General features: G+C 55.9%; 12 protein-coding genes and 3 pseudogenes. 7 read left to right on the top strand and 8 right to left on the bottom strand.

What is annotated here, in order from left to right; translation table 11 throughout:
* Positions 1 to 71: 71 nt before the first annotated feature.
* From OZX75_RS08695 to rpmH, 8 genes and pseudogenes are all read right to left on the bottom strand, one after another.
* A pseudogene (locus OZX75_RS08695) lies at positions 72 to 986 on the bottom strand (ParB/RepB/Spo0J family partition protein); the annotation flags it as partial.
* Between the two features lie 604 nt (positions 987 to 1,590).
* Positions 1,591 to 2,538 carry a ParA family protein gene (locus tag OZX75_RS07285; RefSeq protein WP_525930290.1) on the bottom strand — a complete coding sequence of 316 codons (948 nt, stop codon included), beginning with the start codon at positions 2,536 to 2,538 and terminating at the stop codon, positions 1,591 to 1,593.
* A gap of 697 nt (positions 2,539 to 3,235) precedes the next feature.
* Complete coding sequence (rsmG, locus tag OZX75_RS07280; RefSeq protein ID WP_277145980.1) at positions 3,236 to 3,922, bottom strand: 16S rRNA (guanine(527)-N(7))-methyltransferase RsmG; 687 nt, start codon at positions 3,920 to 3,922, stop codon at positions 3,236 to 3,238.
* A 334-nt stretch (positions 3,923 to 4,256) separates the two neighbouring features.
* Positions 4,257 to 4,796, bottom strand: a pseudogene (locus OZX75_RS07275) (Jag family protein); the annotation flags it as partial.
* A 98-nt stretch (positions 4,797 to 4,894) separates the two neighbouring features.
* On the bottom strand, positions 4,895 to 5,917 hold the full coding sequence (locus tag OZX75_RS07270; RefSeq protein ID WP_277145978.1) for a membrane protein insertase YidC: 1,023 nt from the start codon (positions 5,915 to 5,917) through the stop codon (positions 4,895 to 4,897).
* Positions 5,917 to 6,207: a membrane protein insertion efficiency factor YidD gene (yidD, locus tag OZX75_RS07265; protein ID WP_277147499.1), complete on the bottom strand. Its 291-nt coding sequence runs from the start codon at positions 6,205 to 6,207 to the stop codon at positions 5,917 to 5,919. The genes OZX75_RS07270 and yidD overlap by 1 nt, the downstream gene beginning before the upstream one ends.
* A gap of 236 nt (positions 6,208 to 6,443) precedes the next feature.
* The gene (rnpA, locus tag OZX75_RS07260; RefSeq protein WP_277145977.1) at positions 6,444 to 6,959 is read right to left on the bottom strand and encodes a ribonuclease P protein component; all 516 of its coding nucleotides are present in this window, start codon (positions 6,957 to 6,959) and stop codon (positions 6,444 to 6,446) included.
* 19 nt (positions 6,960 to 6,978) lie between these two features.
* Entirely contained in the window at positions 6,979 to 7,113 is a 135-nt protein-coding gene (rpmH, locus tag OZX75_RS07255) for a 50S ribosomal protein L34 (protein WP_277145976.1), read from the bottom strand.
* Between the two features lie 1,119 nt (positions 7,114 to 8,232).
* On the opposite strand from rpmH, the pseudogene dnaA reads away from it, so the two are divergent.
* The 7 genes and pseudogenes from dnaA to gyrB all read left to right on the top strand — a co-directional run.
* A pseudogene (gene dnaA, locus OZX75_RS08690) lies at positions 8,233 to 9,468 on the top strand (chromosomal replication initiator protein DnaA); the annotation flags it as partial.
* Positions 9,469 to 9,696: 228 nt separating this feature from the next.
* Positions 9,697 to 10,428: a response regulator transcription factor gene (locus OZX75_RS07245; RefSeq protein WP_277145974.1), complete on the top strand. Its 732-nt coding sequence runs from the start codon at positions 9,697 to 9,699 to the stop codon at positions 10,426 to 10,428.
* A 26-nt stretch (positions 10,429 to 10,454) separates the two neighbouring features.
* A complete protein-coding gene (locus tag OZX75_RS07240) occupies positions 10,455 to 12,779 on the top strand; it encodes a sensor histidine kinase (protein WP_277145973.1) in 2,325 nt (774 codons plus the stop codon).
* A gap of 599 nt (positions 12,780 to 13,378) precedes the next feature.
* Complete coding sequence (dnaN, locus tag OZX75_RS07235) at positions 13,379 to 14,500, top strand: DNA polymerase III subunit beta (protein WP_277145972.1); 1,122 nt, start codon at positions 13,379 to 13,381, stop codon at positions 14,498 to 14,500.
* A gap of 139 nt (positions 14,501 to 14,639) precedes the next feature.
* On the top strand, positions 14,640 to 16,280 hold the full coding sequence (gene recF / locus OZX75_RS07230; RefSeq protein ID WP_525930238.1) for a DNA replication/repair protein RecF: 1,641 nt from the start codon (positions 14,640 to 14,642) through the stop codon (positions 16,278 to 16,280).
* Positions 16,277 to 16,774 (top strand): DciA family protein, encoded by a 498-nt coding sequence (locus OZX75_RS07225; protein ID WP_277145971.1) that lies wholly within the window; start codon positions 16,277 to 16,279, stop codon positions 16,772 to 16,774. Before recF ends, OZX75_RS07225 begins: the two co-directional genes overlap by 4 nt.
* Before the next feature lie 499 nt (positions 16,775 to 17,273).
* Positions 17,274 to 19,379, top strand: coding sequence for a DNA topoisomerase (ATP-hydrolyzing) subunit B (gene gyrB, locus OZX75_RS07220; RefSeq protein WP_277147497.1), 2,106 nt, complete (start codon positions 17,274 to 17,276; stop codon positions 19,377 to 19,379).
* Positions 19,380 to 19,396: the final 17 nt, after the last annotated feature.

Below are 19,396 nucleotides of genomic sequence, written 5' to 3'. Positions count from 1 at the left end.
GATTCGTATGAGATGCCTCCCAACAGGGTTCTGTTATATGAAATTGTAGCGAACTGATCTGCAGAACTGATTTACACCCAGCCGTTTTGTTGGCTACTGTTTTGGCGCGGGACCAGCAGCTTGACGATGCGATCCATATCTTCGGGCGAAGAGAAGACGATTTCGATACGCCCGTGCTGCTTGTTGCCCTTGATGGCGACTTTGGTGTCGAATCTGTTCTCCAACGTGTGCTGAATCGGAGACTGGGCCCACGGATTGTTTTGCTTGGCTTTCTGCTTCTTGGAATCGTTGTTGCCATTGGTTTTCATCGCGACGATTTCCTCGGTGCTTCGTACCGAAAGGCCTTCGGCGATGATGCGGTTCGCCAGCTTCTCCATGTCTTCCTCATTGGGAAGACCGAGCAACGCCCTTGCGTGTCCTGCGGAAAGCACACCGGCCGCAACCTTTTTCTGCACTGAAGGCGGCAGATTAAGCAAACGCAGCGTATTGGCAATCTGAGAACGCGACTTGGAGACGGACTTGGAAAGCTGCTCCTGTGTGAGCCCGAAGTCCTGCATCATCTGTTGATAGGCAGCCGATTCTTCCAAAGGATTCAACGCCACTCGATGCAGATTCTCGAGCAACGCGTCTCGGAGCATCTGATTATCCGATGTGGTTTTTACGATGGCCGGAATCGACTTCAGACCGGCCAGATGGGCCGCACGCCAGCGTCTCTCCCCCATGATCAGCTCGTATTCGCTGTCCATGTTCTGCTGCGAATGCCTATTGATGACGCCACTGTCGGAACCTACCGAATTGGAGACTTTCTGGTTCGCCGGACGCTTACGTACGACTACCGGCTGCAACACCCCGACTTCCTTCAAGGAAGCCGCGAGCTCTTTCAGCTCGTCTTCATCAAAGATAGTCCTCGGCTGATTGGCATTCGGTCCAATCGCGTCAAGGTCCAGCTCCACCAGGTATCCACCCTCGACAGGCTTCAGCTCACCGGACTCAGGCCGGTCTGCTTTTTCACTTCGGTCTGACTCCTTACCGGGCTTAGTGTTTTCTTTACCGCTCTTCTTCGTTTCTTCAACCCGGTTAGACCGAGTAGCAGCGACCTTGCTTGCGGTATTATTTTTCCCGTCCTCGACAGTAGAACCGAAGAACAGATCACTCGGGTGAGCCATTCCGTCCGCTAAGGACGGCATGGTCACACGTTTTTTCATCGACCGGGACGATGTTTCACGTGAAACATTCCCCTTCTTTGACTCGTTCTTTTTTGGCGCGGCGTTGTTGGCAGTCGACGTTTTTACAGCAGTTGTCGCAGTTTCCTTGACTCCAGCGGTTTCCTTTTTCGATGTTTCACGTGAAACATTGCTCTTTCGGCTATTATCCGCTGCCTGCGAAGTTGCACGTTCAACCGTTTTTTTCGCTGCTGCTCCTCTTTTAAGCGATGTTTCACGTGAAACATTGCCAGAGGAGGCAGCCTTGGCAGATTGCTTTGAAGATTCCGAAACGTCTTCGTCTACAGAACTCTTTTTCTCCGGCTCTCCAGGCAACGCAGGGAACAGCGCACCAAGGCCTTTTCCTAAACGTGACTTCGATGCCATATCAGTTTCTCCTCTGCTTTCTATCTTCCAATGCCTTTAATACCTGTGGGGATCGCCTTGCTATTTCCAGCGCTGCCTCTCGATACGAGACTGCCCCCGTTCCACGCGGATCATACTCGATAACGGTTTGGCCGAAACTCGGAGCCTCTGAAATCTTCACTGACCTGGGAATAGTGGTCCGCAAGACGATGTCAGGATAATGCTCTTTGACCTGATCGTAGACCTCTTTGCTGAGCAGTGTACGTTTATCGAACATCGTGACCAACATCGTAGAAACGAGCAACGAGGGATTGTAGTGTTCCTGAACGAGACCAATCGTCTGGATCAGTTGGCCCAGACCTTCAAGCGCATAGTATTCAGCCTGTATCGGAATCAACACTTCGTTGACTGCACACATCGCATTGATTACCAAAAGTCCAAGGCTTGGCGGGCAATCAATAATGACGTAATCATATTTTTTCTTCGTTGTAGCAACGAATTCCGCCAAAGCCTCTTTCAGCAAGTCGTTTCGATTACTTAAATCCACAACTTCCAGTTCCGCTCCGCTCAAATCTATTGACGAAGGAACCACGTCGAGTGTTTTGAAAGCACGAGAAGTCTTTTTGACCTCATCTATCGTCTGTCTCGATTCGAGCACATCATAGACTGAAGACTCTCCGGCATTGTGTTTCACGCCTAAGGCAGTGGAAGCATTCCCTTGGGGGTCCATATCAATCAGCAGCACTTGCTGCTTGGCATAGGCCAAAGCGGCTGCCAGATTAACGGTGGTGGTCGTCTTCCCTACCCCACCCTTTTGGTTCGCTACAGCGATGAAACGGGTTTCCTTGGGCTTTGGAAAGCGAACCTTATTCAAGGCTTCATATCTAGATGTCACCTCGGCCATTTCGAAACCGAGAGAACTACCTTTACTGCCGAAGATACGTCTGATTGTTTCCGAGGCAGATTCCATATCCATCAACTCCCTACGACTATCCGCCGTGAATCACAGACTGTGGGATCAGCACAGCAAGTTCTTATTCCAGTGCTTCTAGTTTCGTCATTCGTATGGACAGATCTAATGTCTACACACTTATCCACACCGTTGTGGATAAGTGTGCGTAACTTTTGTGGACAATATTTGTCGTTCGAAAATTTGTTCGTATAACCGTTGAAATTCCAATAATTCCGCAGGCAATATGAAATACAACCAAAAATGTGGATAACTTTTGGGAGATGAGGAAAATGTGGATAACTCCGTTCATTGACGATGTTTCACGTGAAACAATCGACGATCACAACCAGCTTATTGAAGACAGCCTCGATTAATGAAATTGGAACTCACCGATCAATATTCCATAGTTGCGAAACAGAAAGAACGAATCAATACAATCTGAACTTAAGCAACAACTCACTCGTGCCTTCTTGAAGTCTCAACGCAAAGAGGAATGTTTCACGTGAAACAATCTTGCTCTAAGTAACAACAAGCCGGATGCAGCATGTATTGAACATCGAAATCCTCACACAGACACTCCTGATTCCAGTACAACCCTAGACGAAGGAATCAATGCGATATCAATTCTTCTGAAACAAACTCGCGCTCTCTTGCACTCCAAACAGAAAAAGGAATGTTTCACGTGAAACATTCCTTTAATCAATACCAGACTAATCTATTTCTTGTCGACGATCACTACATGCGTCGGTTCAAAACCGTCAGCAATGGGAGCTTCAAGAACCTGAGGGTTACGACCACCGCTCTTCTGAATCTCCTTGGCGGCCTTACGAACCTCGGCTGGTGCGGAACGGCCCTTAAGAGCGATAAGCTGCCCGCTGTGCTTGAGCAAAGGCAACGTCCACGCGCTGAGTTTTGTCATGGGCGCAACCGCCCTGCACGTAACGACAGCAAAAGGATGCAGACTTTTATCATGCTTGAGTTCTTTGATGTACTCCTCGGCCCTGGCACGAACCACCTGAACATTTTCCAGTTCAAGCTCATCGACACATTCGTTCAACCATTCGACCCTACGCTCCATCGGTTCGATAAGCGTTACGTCATGATCCGGCAGGCAAGCACCAACGACGATACCCGGGAACCCTCCGCCACTTCCGACATCGGCGACTGTTTTAAAGCGCTCGCCATCCGTCGAAGACTGGATAAAAGGAACAATGGCGGCCGAATTCAGGACGTGACGTTCCCAGATGATATCAACATCGCGAGGCCCGATAATGCCTCGCTCTTCACCTTCTTTAGCGAGTTTCTGTTTGAAAGCCTCCATTCTGGGAAACACGTCTCCAAACAGATCATGCAATAGCGTAGATTTCTCCAGCTCTTCATCAGTGTGTATCTCAGCGTCCATCTCATACCCTATCTATCAAGAACAACTACCCAATCTACCAGAGGCTTTACACATGTTCCTATCAAGCATACAGAAAAGCAGGAAAAGCACCATACAGGTAGGCAGCAAAAACAAATAGCGGGGCACGACCATCAAACCGTGCCCCGCTATCGAAAGATAAAATCAATCAAAACAGTGCCGTAATGAACTAACGCTCTTCGTCACTATCTTCTTCCGTATCTTCGTCTTCGCGTTCATCATCAAGAGGCTCGCGATCATCGTCAGAAGCCAGATCGTCCTCATCTGGCTCGTCTACATCATCGATTGTTTCACGTGAAACATTCGCACGATCCTCATCGTCAAGATCGTCGTCTTCGTCATCATCCAGATCATCGTCGACAGGACGTGGCTTCAAATAGATGGTGACATAACGATGCGGTTCCTCACCGTGCGAACGAGACTTCAAGCCCTCTTCACGCACGAGATCATGGACAACCTTACGCTCGAACGAATTCATCGGGTCAAGATTCGCCGGCTCACCGGTCTCGCGAACTTCGTCGATCACATCAAGCGCCTGATCACGCAGGTGCTGACGGCGCTTCTTCAGATAACCGTCGACATCAAGAATCAGACGAGACCTGTCCCCGGTCTTCTGCTGGACGGCCAGACGGGTCAGTAATTGTAATGCATCAACGACTTCGCCCTTGTGCCCGATCAGATTCCTGATGTCCTCGTCGTCATCGGCTACGATCTGGACGGTCGGGCGCCCGTTGCGCACCCCCATCTCGATATCGCCTTCGTAATCCGCGATGTCCAACAGTCCCTCAAGATAGTCAGCAGCGATGTCAGCTTCGTCATTGAGCTGCTCGACCGTCTTTTCTTCATCTCGAGACATATCCAACTCCTTTATCCGACTTATTGTCCTTAAGTGTAATCCATACCCGACCCCGAACGATATATGTAATACACAACCAAACGAGGCCGAGCCCGTCCTTACTTCTTCTTCCTGCGCTTGCGCTTCGGCTGCTCGCGCTGGTAACCGTGCTCCTCGCGCTCTTTCGCGGCTTCCTCGGCCTTCTGCAAGGCCTCTTCCTCGAGCGAGATCTGGCCGGTCTTCTCGCGGCGCTTGTTCTCGTTGATGTGGTCGCGCTTCTTCTTCTCGTCATCGGCGCGAGACCCCGGAGTCGGGAACTCACGGACCTGCCAGAGCGAACGCAGCATATTGCAGATGTTGTTGGTCAGCCAGTAGACGAGCACGGCGAACGGCATGGAAATCGCGGAGAAGATGTACATCAGCGGGAAGATCCAGGTCATCGCCTGCTGCATCTTGTACTGCTGCCCCTCCATCGCGGCCGGCGGCAGGTTCTTGCGCATGTTGTTGAACTGCATGTACCACATCGCCAGGCACATAAGGACGGTGAAGATGCCGATGACGATTTTCCCGGAAACGTCGGCCATGCCGAACGTGTTGGAGATCTTCAAGCCGAAGAGATAGGTGTCCGCGAATTCCGCAGCGGTGGCCTTGTCGAAGGCACCGAGCGTGGCCCGGGAACCGTGCGCGATATAAGGAATGGCCGAAAGCATATAGAACATGCACATGAAGACGGGGCCCTGGATGACCATAGGCAGGCACGAACCCATCGGGTTGACCTTGCTGTCCGAATACAGCTTTTGGGTCTCGCGGGCCATCGCCTCTTTGCTCGCCGAGTCCTTCTTGCCCTTGTACTTCTTCTGGATGTGCATCAGCTTGGGCTGCAGGGCCTGCATCTTCATCATGCCGCGCATCTGCTTGACGTACATCGGCAGGATGATGGCGTGGACGACGAGCACGAGGAAGACGATGGCGAGAATCCAGGAGAGCCCTCGCGACGGCAGACCAATGAGGGTCATGAGCTTGTGGAACCAATACATGATCTCGCTCATCAGCCATTCGATGGGCGTCAGGATCTTGTATACCCAACCAAACAGTCCTTGATCGAGAAGGAAGTGGTTGTAATCGGGATTGGTGAACTGCATTAGGCCGTCTCCTTCACGTCTGAGGCCAATGGGGTCAGTCTCGGCTCTTCGTGAGCTTTGGACCAGGAAAATCTATAGAAAATCGAATACTGCTGGGGCACGTCGTCGATGCCGCCGTTGCTCCAAGGCCGGCAACGCAACAGCCGCAGCAACGCGAGCAATCCCCCGCGTGCGGCGCCGTAGCGGGTCACCGCCTGAATCGCATAGTTGGAACAGGACGGATAGTACTTGCAACAGGGCGGGTTACCGGCGGAAATATGGACCTGATACCAACGCACGGCCGCAAGCATCGCGCGGGAAACAACAGAACGCGATTTGCAGGTACCGGAAACCGGCACCCTCGTCCCTGCCACCATTTCCGTATGCATCGTTTCCGGAGACGTTGCGCTGCAATCCTCGCCTTTCAAGGCGACCCGACCTGCATCGCCCGTCGTTTCAACCTTTGCGGCCTTTGCCGATCGACCCGATTTCTTGCCCGAGCCGAAGGCAACTTGCATCGACGCCGTTTTCTTTACGCATGCGGCAGTCATGATCGACCACCTTCAGCAACGGCGGTCTGCTTCGTGCCGTTGCGTGCTTGCCGCGCCTTGCCGTTTGGTGCGGTCTTACGCGTTACGGCGGCGAACAGCTCCCCGACCTGGGCCTCCAAAGAGGAAAAGTCGGCACGCGCGGCACTCGGCTTGGCACGCATTACAATATCGCAATGCCGAGGCAACGCGCCTTCGTAAGTTCTGGCCAACACTCGAAAACGCCGTTTGACGTGATTGCGCGTCACGGCGTTACCGACGTTTTTTGACACGGCAAGCCCAAGGCGTCGCTCCGGCGTACCCTGCCGGACCGCGTCTGCGGATACGGAACCTTTCATAGCTCCCATAGCCTTGCCAGTCGATTCTGCGTGTGCTGCTGCGGCTTCATGGCCATCGGCGTGATTGCAACAAGAATCGTCGTACACCAAGAAATGCACGACGATATCCTTTTCAGTGACTTTTCTGCGACGCTTCAGCACCCGGACAAAATCACGATGGCTTTTCAGCCGATCCATGCCCTTGCCGCCGATGTGATCAGACAGCCAGGTTCTTGCGACCCTTGGCGCGACGGCGGTTCAGGACCGCGCGGCCGGCACGGGTACGCATGCGAGCGCGGAATCCGTGCTTCATGTGGCGACGACGGTTATTCGGTTGGAATGTCCTCTTCATAATATGCTCCCGGTTGTTTTTAGCCATGCAAAGACATGGCTCCTCATGAGTCAAGCTCTACCAAATTACTCTTACCCCTAGTCTCAAGTCAAACCAAGCGTATTTCACCGGCTAAAATGTGGATAACTTTTTGGACTTTTTCACAATTCGCGGTATCGCTGCGAATACTGATAAAAGGCTGGAGTTACGCCGTTTGTCACCTCAAAGTTATCCACAAATTACATTGATGTTATTCACAATTCAATGTTTCCAACACGCAAGACGGTGGATAACTTTTCTATAGGTCGGAGTACATATAGATTATTGCATCGCGGGAGTCAGCAGTGTGGTGCTACATTGATTCGGTTCTGGCGCGATGGACAAGGCATCGTTGCCTGAAACGTACGAAGAAACTAGGAAAGAGCCACCATGGCAGATGAGTCGAATGACCCGATAACCCAGGCCATACGGATTTGGGATGACGCCCTTGCGGTCTTGCGTCAGGACACTTCGATCACCCCGCGCAGCAAAGGATGGCTCGAGGGGGTCCGGCCTGAAGGCGTGTTCGGCCCGACCATCGTGCTTTGCGTCGCCAATAGCGCCACCCAACAAGCCCTGCAGGGCGAGCTCAACCATGCCCTGCTTGGAGCGCTGAAACTCGCGACCGGCCATGAGATGTTCCCCGCTTTCAAGATCGCGGAACCCGCGAGCGCAGCCGACGGCCAGCAAACCCGGCAGGAAACCGGCGGCGACGACGGTGTCGGCACCGCTGCAAACAGTGAGCATGCAGCTTACCCAGCATCACAGAACTTTGGAAACGAACCGCTAAACCCCTATCAGGCAGGCGCAAATGGCTTTGGCGATAACGTTCCTGCCGAAAACGGTTATGAAAACGTACGTTCGGGACAGGCCGAACCAATCAGACAAACCAACCCGAGCGGACCAGCCGATCCATACCGTCAATATCAGCCCAACGCCGATGCCCTTCGCTCCCAGGCCAAGGCGCCACAAGCATCCCAGCTCTCGTTCGACGAGCCGGATTTCGTTTCGCAGCAGACTTCACCCGAATTGCGGAACATGCATAACGACCCGAATTTCGGCGGTGGGTTGAGCAACGCCGGTAATCCCGACAACTTCGGCAATGCCGCCAATCGTACGGGCGCCGCGGCTCCGGCTGCACAACAATCGCAATTCCCGACACCGTATCCATCGAGTTCCAAGCCTCCGACGGCCCAGCAGGCAGCGCAACCCGTGACGCAACCGGCCAGCCAGCCGGTTCCGCAATCAGTTCCGCCCTTTGAGGTGGACGACCAGAAAACCACGCGTGACCCCGAAACGCACCTGAACAAGAACGCGACCTTCGACACGTTCGTGCCCGGCGATTCCAACCGTTTCGCCCGCACGGTGGCGCTGGCGGTGGCCGAGGGCAGCGGCAAGGACTTCAACCCGCTGTGTATCTACGGCGGTTCCGGGTTGGGCAAGACCCACTTGCTCAACGCCATCGGCAACTACGCGCTGGTCAAGGACGCCGGCCTCAAGGTCCGCTACGTCACCAGCGAGGAGTTCACCAACGAGTTCATCGAAGCGCTTCAGACCCCGAACCAGAGCCAGGGCCAGATCGCTGCGTTCAACCGCCGCTACCGCGAGGTCGACGTGCTCTTAATCGACGACATCCAGTTCCTGGGCGGCAAGGAGGCCACGCTCGAGCAGTTCTTCCACACTTTTAACGCGCTCTACCAGGCCGGCAAGCGCATCGTCATCGCCTCCGACGTCGCGCCGAAGAACCTCAAGGGCTTCGAGGCCCGCCTGATCTCGCGCTTCGAGTCGGGCCTGACCGTCGACGTCAAGCCGCCGGACCTCGAGACCCGCATCGCCATCCTGCGCATGATGGCGAGCATGAACCGCTCCAATATCCCCAACGACGTGCTCGACCTGATCGCCGAACGCTTCACGGAGAACATCCGCGAGCTCGAAGGGGCGCTGACCCGCGTCACCGCCGTGGCCAGCCTGAGCAACCAGCCGGTTTCGCGCGCCCTGGCCGAGCAGACCCTGCAGGACTTCTTCACCACCGACGTCGAGATCAAGCCGACCGACATCATCGGGCAGGTGGCCAAGTATTTCCACCTCACGTTCGACGACCTCGTGGGCCGCGCGCGCACCAAGAACGTCGCCCTGGCCCGTCAGATCGCCATGTATCTGGCCCGCGAGATGACCAGCATGAGCCTGGTGGACATCGGCGAGGTCTTCGGCGGGCGCGACCACACCACCGTGATGCACGCCTACACCCGCATCTCCAACGAGATGCAGGAAAAGCAGGAAATCTACAACTATGTGATGGAGCTCACTGTCCGCCTCAAGCAGCACCCGGAAGGCTGAGAACGGCGGCAGGTCAATCATTCGAACGGCATTCGCCCGAACAATCCCATTTCCGACTCATCGACAAAAAATCGTAAAACGGACTACAATAGTTACCTAGGATAAGATTAATCCTCTTAAACGGATTAATGAGTGCATTGATTGTTTTTACGTTTTATAGTTCGATGATTGAGGCGCAATTTTGCCGCGCTGACTCATAACAGAACAGGGAACACAAAGGAAATGTCCATGTATAGCAGCACGGGAAACACCCCCGATCATGAGAATAAGGTTCGCGCATCCTCACATGCGCCGGTCGACAGCGCAACACGACCACTACGTATCGCCGTGACCGATAATGACAATTTCGCCTTGATGACGCTGGCGAGCCTTCTGCCACGTACCCTGCCCGGCTCCAAAGTGGTATGGAGCTCGACCTCCGCCCCCGACGCCATTGCCAAGGCGACGGACCCCGTCTCGATGCCCGACATACTCCTTCTCGACATGTCACTGAGCTCGACCCTGACCGGCCCCGACGTCTGCCGCGCCATCCGCAAAAAGACGCCGAAAGTGAAAGTGCTGGGCATCACCTCGTATTCGCTTGAACACTATGCGGCGGATCTGGCCGACGCCGGCGCACAAGGGCTGGTATCCAAATCCGACATCCCCCAACTCCAGATGGCGCTGCACGCCATCTCGCAAGACGACACGTATTCGGTATTCAACAACATTCACTTCGCGAGCGCCGACAAAGCTTACGCCCGCATCAGCCAGGAACCTTCCAACGACAAGATTTCACTGACCCAACACGAGAAGACGATCATGGACCTGCTGGCCCGCGGCAAACGTTACAAACAAATCGCCGAAGACATGGGAATCAGCGAGTCGTCCATACGCACCGGCGCGCATCGGGCAATCAGAAAACTCGGCGCCTCCACATTGAGCCAGGGCGTGGGCATATGGATGCTGGAACGCAAGTGAACAAGGAATGTGATACATTATAACGAATGCCCACTCATCAGCCATTTGCACCATACGTCATCAAGGATGCCCTGCGATCGATAGGTGAAGAATTCGGCGATCACGTCAAGGCCGAGCCGCCCGTAATCGTCGTGGCTGTAGGCAACGCCGTCATTCTTTTGATTGTCGACTTGTTCAGCGGCCTTTTCACTTCAGCGGGAATCGCGGGAATCGCCGCCATCATACCTATAGCGGCACTGCTGAGCAACCTGTTCGCACCGACGTTCGGCGCCGTGGCCTCGTTTCTGGGCGCTATCTTCGACCTGTACCTCTCAACTGTCATCAAGAGCCAGGGCAATGTCGTCATCTCGGAATTCGCATTGGTCAACTTTCTGCCGATATTAATCACCTCCGAGCTGATGCTGGGCTATCTCAAACGCTGGGGAAAACTGGCGGGCTTGTTGCCGGTTCCGCTTATGAGCGTTATGGTGGCAGCGGTCTTTATCAACAATGCGACGCCCGGAAAGCCTATGATAGAGGCCGACCTCATGTTATTCGGTCTGGCATTTTTGATGCCTTTCCCCTGGATCATGGGACTGATCGGCAGATGGCAGAACAACATGCGCAGCGCCATACGCCAAGAGAACGAACTGCGGCGGGCCACCATGCGGCTTGAAACGGAGCAACGAAGCCATCGGATGGCGGTGACCCTGCACAATAAGGTCATGAAGGAACTGAACTCCATCAGGGCGTCTGCAGGCCGCGTCGAAGCACTGAGCGCCGATGGACGCCGGCGAATCTCGGAAGAGGCGAAGAACGCCCTGAACGAGATGCATCAGGTCATCAATATCTTCGACGAGCAACCCGACGCCGGCGAGGCGATAGACAGCGAAACGACGGTATACGACACGTTGAGACGAATGGTACATCGTCTGCCTTGGCCGGGCTTCCGGGGCCAAGGCGGAAGCCGGGCGCAACACCGGCTGCAAACGACGTCACAGGCGGCAACGTACACCACCTTGTGGCACAGGCCCGCGTCTTCACCCACCGGGCACCAAGGCGTCAAATACCCGGACGTCAAGTACCAGGCCGGTGACGGTGGCCAAGATGGCGCGAACACGGAAACCAACCACGGATCAGACGCCGAGGCGGCAGGCAAACCGAACGGCGCAACAGACCAGGCCCATGCAGGCCATGCCCGTGCAAGCCATATCCACGTCGATCGTTTTACCGCAACCACCATCGTCACCGGGCTGGCGTCCATCATCCTCTTGACACTCATCCCTTCCACCCACCCCCGGCCGCTGTCGTTTCTGGTGGGTACGTGTATGGCGTTGACGCTGATTCCCGCGGTGTTCCTACCGACCGCGGGCCCCGCGATGGCATTCATGCTGACCACGATCCTCATACCGATACCGGTGATTCCAAAAGCAACCGTCTACACACTGGCCATCTGCAGCGGCATTTTGCTGGGTTATTCGCGGCGTAGGAGATTATGGACCCTCGGATTGTGCACCACCATGACGGCAGTGCTTTGCGCCCTTGTCATTTTGGCGAGATCTACGGTATCCGGCTACGGATGGCTGGTCATAGCACCGCTCATGTATCTGGGTCCGTGGGCCATCGGGCAGTATGCCAGGCACCAACAGGGACTGAACCAAACGGCGTGGATCAACAGCCAGTTGTCGCTGAAGACGGCCCAGCTCAACAAGGAACGCTACGACACCATGCTGGCCGACGCCGTCCACGATTCCATCACCAACGAGCTTTCCTCGGTCATCCTGCTCACCGACGATCCGAACAGGGATTGGAGCGAGCAAACCTTGCAATTGGTGGAGCAGGCGGTACACAGAGCGTATGACAACACCGGAAAAGTCATCGATCTGCTCAACGGCAACGGCAACGGTTTCGACGAGTTCATTGACGCCTCCCGCGATGTTCGCGAATGGCTGGTCGTGCAGCTTGCCCATGAGGATTCGCTGCTTCAAGACCTCGGCTATACCGGGATATCACAGGTGCGCGGCCAATTGGCCGAGGGAGAGCAGAGCGATACGAAAGCCATCGAGATAACGAGCCACCTGCTTACCGAAATCTATACCAACATCATCCGGCATTCAAGCCCCGGCATCGACAGCTACATACTGGTCGCCGAACTGGAAAACGGGTATCTCAACATCACGGAAACGAACGATTGCAGCGGTCCGGGCCTGAAATTCAAGGAATCGGAACACGGCAAGGGATTGGAATTGCATCAGAAGTCGGTAAAGGCGATAGGCGGCACGCTCGAGACGTCGGCCGAAGACGGTTCTTGGATCGTCAACTGCACCGTTCCGTTGGTTCCGGTGCAGAAAAACCTCGTACCCGATGGTTGACATCCACATCTAGTACCGGACGTTGATTCGCGATCTTTTCGTTCCTGTGCGCGCATGCAAACCCGAAACCGACCGGATCGCCGGCTGGTTTGCCGACCAGTTTGCCACGGCTGGTTTCGGCATCGGCTGCGCTTGCGAGAGGAGCATTCCTGACGACGGATTCGGGGGTTTTTACGATTATCCACTGGGCGACACACCGGTTGTGGAAAATTTATCCCGGAAATTTATCCACATAGTTATTCACAAATGGGGGTAAACTCGGCGGATAAGCCGTGGATACCACGATAAAACCCGGTGGAAAAGTCGTGGACGACTTCGAAAATCATGTGGACAAAAAATCAACGAAAGCGCTCCGGTGGATAACTTGCCGTTTTATCCACAATTCCTCGCTTAGTTATCCACATAGCCACTTGCTGTGGATAACGCTGTTCGTAAGCGGTTTTGAAGGTTATCCACATATTCACCGTGCTTATTATCCTGATTACTAGAGCAAACTTACGTTTCATCATGGTAAGCAAAGCGAACAAGTTGAATCTGCATCTCACGATTAAAAGAAGCAACTAGAATAGAAATCAGTTACCACCCAAAGTAGGAGCATTATGAAAGTCGAAATCAACTCCACCGCACTTGCGGACGCGGTTGCCTGGACTACCCGTGTCATCGATGCGCGGCCAGCCAACCCGATTCTCGCCGGAATCAAACTCGAGGCAGCCAACGGGACATTGCAGCTTTCCGCCTTCAACTACGAGGTCTCCGCTCGTCACCATATCGAAGCCGGCGTCGACGAGGCAGGAAAAGTGCTCGTGCAGGGCAAGCTTCTGGCCGATATCACCAAGGCGCTGCCCCAGGAAAAAACGTATCTTTCGACCACCGACACGACGTTGACGATCTCATCGGGAAAGTCGACGTTCAACCTGCAGCTCATGCCGGAATCCGAATACCCGGACTTGCCCGAAGCCCCGGCGATGCTGGGCCAAGTCGACGCCCCCACCTTTGTCCAGGCTGTTTCGCAGGCTTCCGTCGCCGTTTCACATGAGGAGAATCGTCCGGTCCTGACCGGCGTGCGCATCCAGTTCAACGGCGACAAAGTCGTGATGACCTCGACCGACCGTTTCCGTCTTTCCCGTTCCAGTTTCACCTGGACCCCGCAGGACAGCAACCTCGAAACGGAGACGCTGGTTCGCGGCTCCCTGCTGCGCGATGTGTCCCGCGCCGTCGACGAACATCAGAACGTGGTCATCGATTTCAACCCGGAAAGCCCGTCATTGCTTGGTTTCGAGAATGCCGGCCGCGTTTCGACCTCGCAGCTGATCGATGGGGAATTCCCCGCGGTCGACAGGCTTTTCGCCGACGAATATCCGATCGAGGCCGTGATTTCCAAGGAAGCGTTGCTCGGCGCCATCAAGCGTGTGGCGCTCGTCGCAGAACGTAATGCACCGATTCGCATGGTCTTCGAAGGCCAGAGCCTGACGCTTTCCGCCGGAACCGCCGACGAATCGCAGGCCAAGGAAGTGCTCGACATCGACATGGACGGCGAAAACATCACCGTCGCCTTCAACCCGTCATATCTGATCGAAGGCCTGAGCGCGATCACCGAACCGTTCGTGCGTATGAAGATGACCACCGCGGTCAAGCCGGTCGAGTTCAACGGGCAGCAGGAAGCCGATTCCGACGAATCGATGGATTACCGCTATCTGCTGGTGCCGATGCGCTTCAACTGATAATCAGGGTATGAAATTTATCTTACGGTGTTCACTAAATTTGGCGCACTCCGTAAGATATTTTTTGTTCCCTCACGTTCTCACATTTCGATAATTAACCGAATGTGACAACCGATCAATGACAAGGTAAGGGGTTCACGTGTATATCTCGCGGCTGGCGCTCGACCATTTCCGGTCGTGGCCGCACCTTGTCGTGGATTTCAACCCCGGGGTGACCATCCTCAAGGGCGCGAACGGCTTGGGCAAGACCAACATCGTGGAAGCCGTCGAAGTGCTTTCCACCGGTTCCAGCCATCGCGTCTCCAGCTCGTTGCCGCTGATCGAACGTGGCGAGGCCAAGGCCACCATCCGCGCCAATGTCAATGAAAACAACGTAAACAGCACCTCTTACGGTGACGCGACTGCTGCTGAAACAGGCAGAAACGACAATGTTCAAGATGCCATGTATTCACGGGCTGACGGGAATGAAGAAGACGGCAAGAGGTCGGGAGGTGAAGGACGGGCGACTGCGGCATCTGCTGCTGATGACGTTCGTGAGACCACCTATGAAGTGACCATTGCCGCGCGAGGGGCCAACCGCGGGCGCATCAACGGCGGGAATTCGCTGTATATGCGCGATATCGTCGGCAAGGTCCCGAGCGTCTCCTTTACGCCTGAAGACCAGCGGCTGGTGGCGGGCGATCCGGCCGGCAGGCGTGGATTTCTCGACCAGGCTGGGTCGTTGCTGATCGGCGGGTATGCTGCCAACCTTTCCAATGCCAACAAAATCGCCAAGCAACGGGCCGCGTTGTTGAAGCAGCTCGGGCAGCGCAGCGAGCCGGTCGACACGCAGAACGCCGCACTCAACGGGTTGGAAATATGGACCGGGCAGTTCATCGCCGTCGGGGTGGCACTGACGCGTGCCCGTGCCGGATTGATCGAGCGGCTGGCTGGGCCGTTTTCACGCATCTACGACGAACTTGCGGGCAAACCGCAGCATGCCGGACTCGCCTATGCACCTTCGTTCGAGGAAGTGCTCGATTTCGAGGCGCCGGAGCCCGAGATCAGCAAGCACTACCAACGGCTGTATGCCGGTGAAATCGCGCGCGGACGCAACCTTATCGGCCCGCACCGCGACGATATGACGTTGACGCTTGACGGGATGCCTGCCCGTGAATTCGCTTCCAACGGCGAGATGTGGACCATGGCGCTCGCTCTGAAAATGGCGTTGTTCGGCGAAATCGCGCAGGCGCAGCAGGTCAAGCCCATCGTCATCCTCGATGATGTCTTCGCCCAGCTCGATGAGACCAGGCGCCGGCAGATTCTTGATTTCGCGATGGGGCAAGACCAGGTGCTGATTACGGTCGCGGCCGCAAGCGATATCCCGTTGAACGCTGAGCAGGCCGGAAAGGCGACCATCATCGACGTGGCCGAGCTCAAGGCCGGCGCACAGGACGAGAACGCGGATCTGGTGGCGCAACTGCAGGCGTTGCGTGGGAACAGGAAAGCTGATTCCGACGATGCCCACGAGTCAAAGCCCCGGCAATCCGATAAGTTTCTGAAGGCTGAAACCGGTCAAAATGTTCGAGATTCGTCTGATGGTGAGATTGATACAGTCGACGGGCAGGCCGTTGCTGTCGATAATTCTGGAGTCAATCAGCAGGTTAGGGATTCGTCAGATGACAAGGTCGGTTCCGCTGGCGTGTCCGACACTGTCGCTGACAATCCTGGAATCGACCGGATTCGTGCGCAGCATGAAAGTGATGAAGCCAGCGATAATAGCGACGGAGCGCAATCATGAAGCCGCCGATCGCCGAGCAACTGCATCTTGACCCGCGCAAACTGCCCGCCGAAGTGTTCAACAGGCTTGCGTCCCGCGCCGGGGCGCGCAGGGACTGGAAAGCGCGCGAGGAGAAGGCGTGGAACAACTTCGGCAAGCCGGGGAGGGACCCGGGCAGACTCGGCGGCGTGATGTCCGTCATCGCTTCCGACGGCGACTGGACCCCGCACCTGAAACTCGCGCAGCTGCGCAACCACTGGGATCTGGTGGTCGGCCCCGCCATCGCCGCCCATTCTGTGGTCACGGATTTCCGCGACGGAGTGCTCACCATCAACACTGAATCCAACGCTTGGGCCACGCAGCTGACCTACCTCATCCCCCAGCTCACCGCAACCATCCGTCAACGGCTGCGTGGCTTGGAAATCCGCGAGATTCGCGTCACCGGCCCGCAGTCACATAATTTCAGGCGTGGACCTGGCGCACGGCGCTATCCGAACCGTTATATGAGGCGGTAGTCGGTGCGGCCTGCCGATTTTGCAACCGATACGGGATTTGAGGATTGGGAGTATAAACCAAATATTCTGGCCGATAACCAGAGGCCTGCGATCCAATCGGCATTGAACTGGTTTCAAAATTGACGGATTCCACTTACCAGTGCTGGTAAACGGCATCTTATGAGTAATAATGTGCGGTTTTCCAGCATCAAGGTGAGTTACGGCCGCGAAGAGTTGGGTTGGTGCTGGTAAACGGCATCTAATAGCGAGTTATGTGCGGTTTCCCAGCACGGAGATTCGGACAGCCGTGGTTGCCATTATCTTTCGATAGAATTAGACAAAAGTGAACTTTCATCTTTTGGGGGCAATGCCTTGAAAGTCCCCATATCCGAGTAAAATGGCCACTATATGGTTAAACCTCTAGAAGCCCCCATTATTTGCTTTTTAGAGTGTATCGCCTGCGCAGGAAGCCTTTCGTGCGCAGGAAAATGCAGGAAGGAACCTTGTGGCAGATTCAGCAATGAATGAAGAACAAGCCAATGACGCTGCCGTCAATAAAGCGGAACAGGAAGCCAAGGCCCAGGAAGCCATTCAGAACGACGAGCTCGAAGACGCCCAGCTTGACGATTCGCTCGCGCCCGAGCACTATGACGCCAGCGATCTGAGGGTGTTGGAAGGTCTGGAGGCCGTGCGTATCCGCCCGGGTATGTACATCGGCTCCACCGGTCCGCGCGGCCTGCACCACCTGGTCTATGAGATCGTCGACAACTCCGTCGACGAGGCGCTCGCCGGCTATGCCACGCATATCGAAGTGACCATCCTGCCCGACAACGGCGTGCGCGTGGTCGACAACGGTCGCGGCATCCCTGTCGACGAAGTGCCCGGTGAAGGCGTCTCCGGCGTCGAGACGGTGATGACCAAGCTGCACGCCGGCGGCAAGTTCGGCGGTGGCGGTTACGCGGTTTCCGGCGGCCTGCACGGCGTCGGCATCTCCGTGGTCAACGCGCTCTCCACCGAAATCGACGTGGAAGTGCGCCGTCAGGGCTACCACTGGATGCAGAACTTCCACGATCAGCACGCGGTCGCCCCGCTGAAGCAGGGTGCTCCGATGGCCGAGGGCGAATCCACCGGCACGTCGGTGACGTTCTGGGCCGATCCTGCGATTTTCGAGACCACCGAATACGACTTCGAGACCCTGCGTTCCCGCTTCCAGCAGATGGCATTCCTCAACAAGGGCCTTCGTATTACATTGACCGACGAGCGCAAGCACAATATCGCCGGTGACGAGGTCGCGGGCGAGGACGACGTTACCGAGGAAAAGCCGGAAACCGTCTCCTATTGCTATGAGAACGGCATCAAGGATTACGTCGCCTACCTGGTGAAGTCGCGCAAGACCACGCCGATCGAGGATGAAGTCATTGACCTTGAGGCCGAGGACCTCAAGCTCGGCATCTCCGCCGAGATCGCGCTGCAGTGGACCACCGCCTATTCCGAGGCCGTGCATACGTTTGCCAACACGATTTCCACCACGGAAGGCGGCGCCCACGAAGAGGGCTTCCGTGCCGCGCTGACCAGCCTGGTCAATCGCTACGCGCGCGACAAGAACTTGCTGAAGGAGAAGGACGACAACCTCTCAGGCGACGACGTTCGCGAAGGCCTCACGGCCGTGGTATCCGTCAAGCTCACCAACCCGCAGTTCGAGGGCCAGACCAAGACCAAGCTCGGCAACTCGGAGGCCAAGACCTTCGTGCAGCGCGTGATGACCGACCGTCTCGGCGACTGGTTCGACGCCCATCCGAGCGATGCCAAGAACATCATCCAGAAGGCGCTCGAGGCCTCGCACGCACGTATCGCCGCCAAAAAGGCCCGCGAGAACACGCGCCGCAAGTCCGTTTTCGAGACCGCCGGCATGCCCGACAAGCTCAAGGACTGCCAGTCCAACAATCCCGAGGAATGCGAGCTGTTCATCGTCGAGGGCGATTCCGCAGGCGGCTCCGCCATCCAGGGCCGCAATCCGATCACGCAGGCCATCCTGCCGCTCCGAGGCAAGATCCTGAACACCGAGCGCGCCTCCATCGACCGCATCATGAAGTCCGACACCATCGAGGCGCTGATCACCGCGGTCGGCGGCGGCTATGGCGAGGAGTTTGACCTGAACAAGGTGCGCTACCACAAGGTCATCATCATGGCCGATGCAGATGTGGACGGCGCCCATATCGCCACCCTCAACCTCACGCTCTTCTTCCGTTACATGCGGCCGATGATCTACGCCGGCTACGTCTATGTGGCCATGCCGCCGCTCTATCGCATCAAGTGGACCAAGGGCCCGCACAGTTTCGTCTACACCGACGCCGAACGCGACCGCGTTCTGAAGGAAGGCCGGGAGGCCGGACGCCAGCTGCCGAAGGGCGAAGGCATCCAGCGCTACAAGGGTTTGGGCGAGATGAGTTATCAGGAGCTGTGGGGCACCACCATGGACCCCGAGCACCGCATCCTGAAACAGGTGACGATTGAGGACGCGGCCCAGGCCGACGAGACCTTCTCCATGCTGATGGGCGACGAGGTGGGTCCGCGCCGCGAATTCATCCAGCGCAACGCCCCGAGTGCGAAGTTCATCGATGCCTAGTGTGTCTGATGCTATTT

The sequence above is a fragment of the Bifidobacterium sp. ESL0800 genome (genome assembly GCF_029395355.1).
In the GTDB taxonomy this organism is placed as follows: domain Bacteria; phylum Actinomycetota; class Actinomycetes; order Actinomycetales; family Bifidobacteriaceae; genus Bifidobacterium.
Note: the sequence above shows the minus strand (reverse complement) of the source record. Positions and strands in the feature narration are given on the sequence as shown.

Excerpts from the sequence above, each read along its gene's own strand:
- OZX75_RS07285 (WP_525930290.1), bottom strand. The coding sequence starts at position 2,538 with ATGGAATCTGCCTCGGAAACAATCAGACGTATCTTCGGCAGTAAAGGT.
- rsmG (WP_277145980.1), bottom strand. The coding sequence starts at position 3,922 with ATGGACGCTGAGATACACACTGATGAAGAGCTGGAGAAATCTACGCTA.
- OZX75_RS07270 (WP_277145978.1), bottom strand. The coding sequence starts at position 5,917 with ATGCAGTTCACCAATCCCGATTACAACCACTTCCTTCTCGATCAAGGA.
- yidD (WP_277147499.1), bottom strand. The coding sequence starts at position 6,207 with ATGCTTGCGGCCGTGCGTTGGTATCAGGTCCATATTTCCGCCGGTAAC.
- rnpA (WP_277145977.1), bottom strand. The coding sequence starts at position 6,959 with ATGGATCGGCTGAAAAGCCATCGTGATTTTGTCCGGGTGCTGAAGCGT.
- rpmH (WP_277145976.1), bottom strand. The coding sequence starts at position 7,113 with ATGAAGAGGACATTCCAACCGAATAACCGTCGTCGCCACATGAAGCAC.
- OZX75_RS07245 (WP_277145974.1), top strand. The coding sequence starts at position 9,697 with ATGTATAGCAGCACGGGAAACACCCCCGATCATGAGAATAAGGTTCGC.
- OZX75_RS07240 (WP_277145973.1), top strand. The coding sequence starts at position 10,455 with ATGCCCACTCATCAGCCATTTGCACCATACGTCATCAAGGATGCCCTG.
- dnaN (WP_277145972.1), top strand. The coding sequence starts at position 13,379 with ATGAAAGTCGAAATCAACTCCACCGCACTTGCGGACGCGGTTGCCTGG.
- OZX75_RS07225 (WP_277145971.1), top strand. The coding sequence starts at position 16,277 with ATGAAGCCGCCGATCGCCGAGCAACTGCATCTTGACCCGCGCAAACTG.
- gyrB (WP_277147497.1), top strand. The coding sequence starts at position 17,274 with ATGAATGAAGAACAAGCCAATGACGCTGCCGTCAATAAAGCGGAACAG.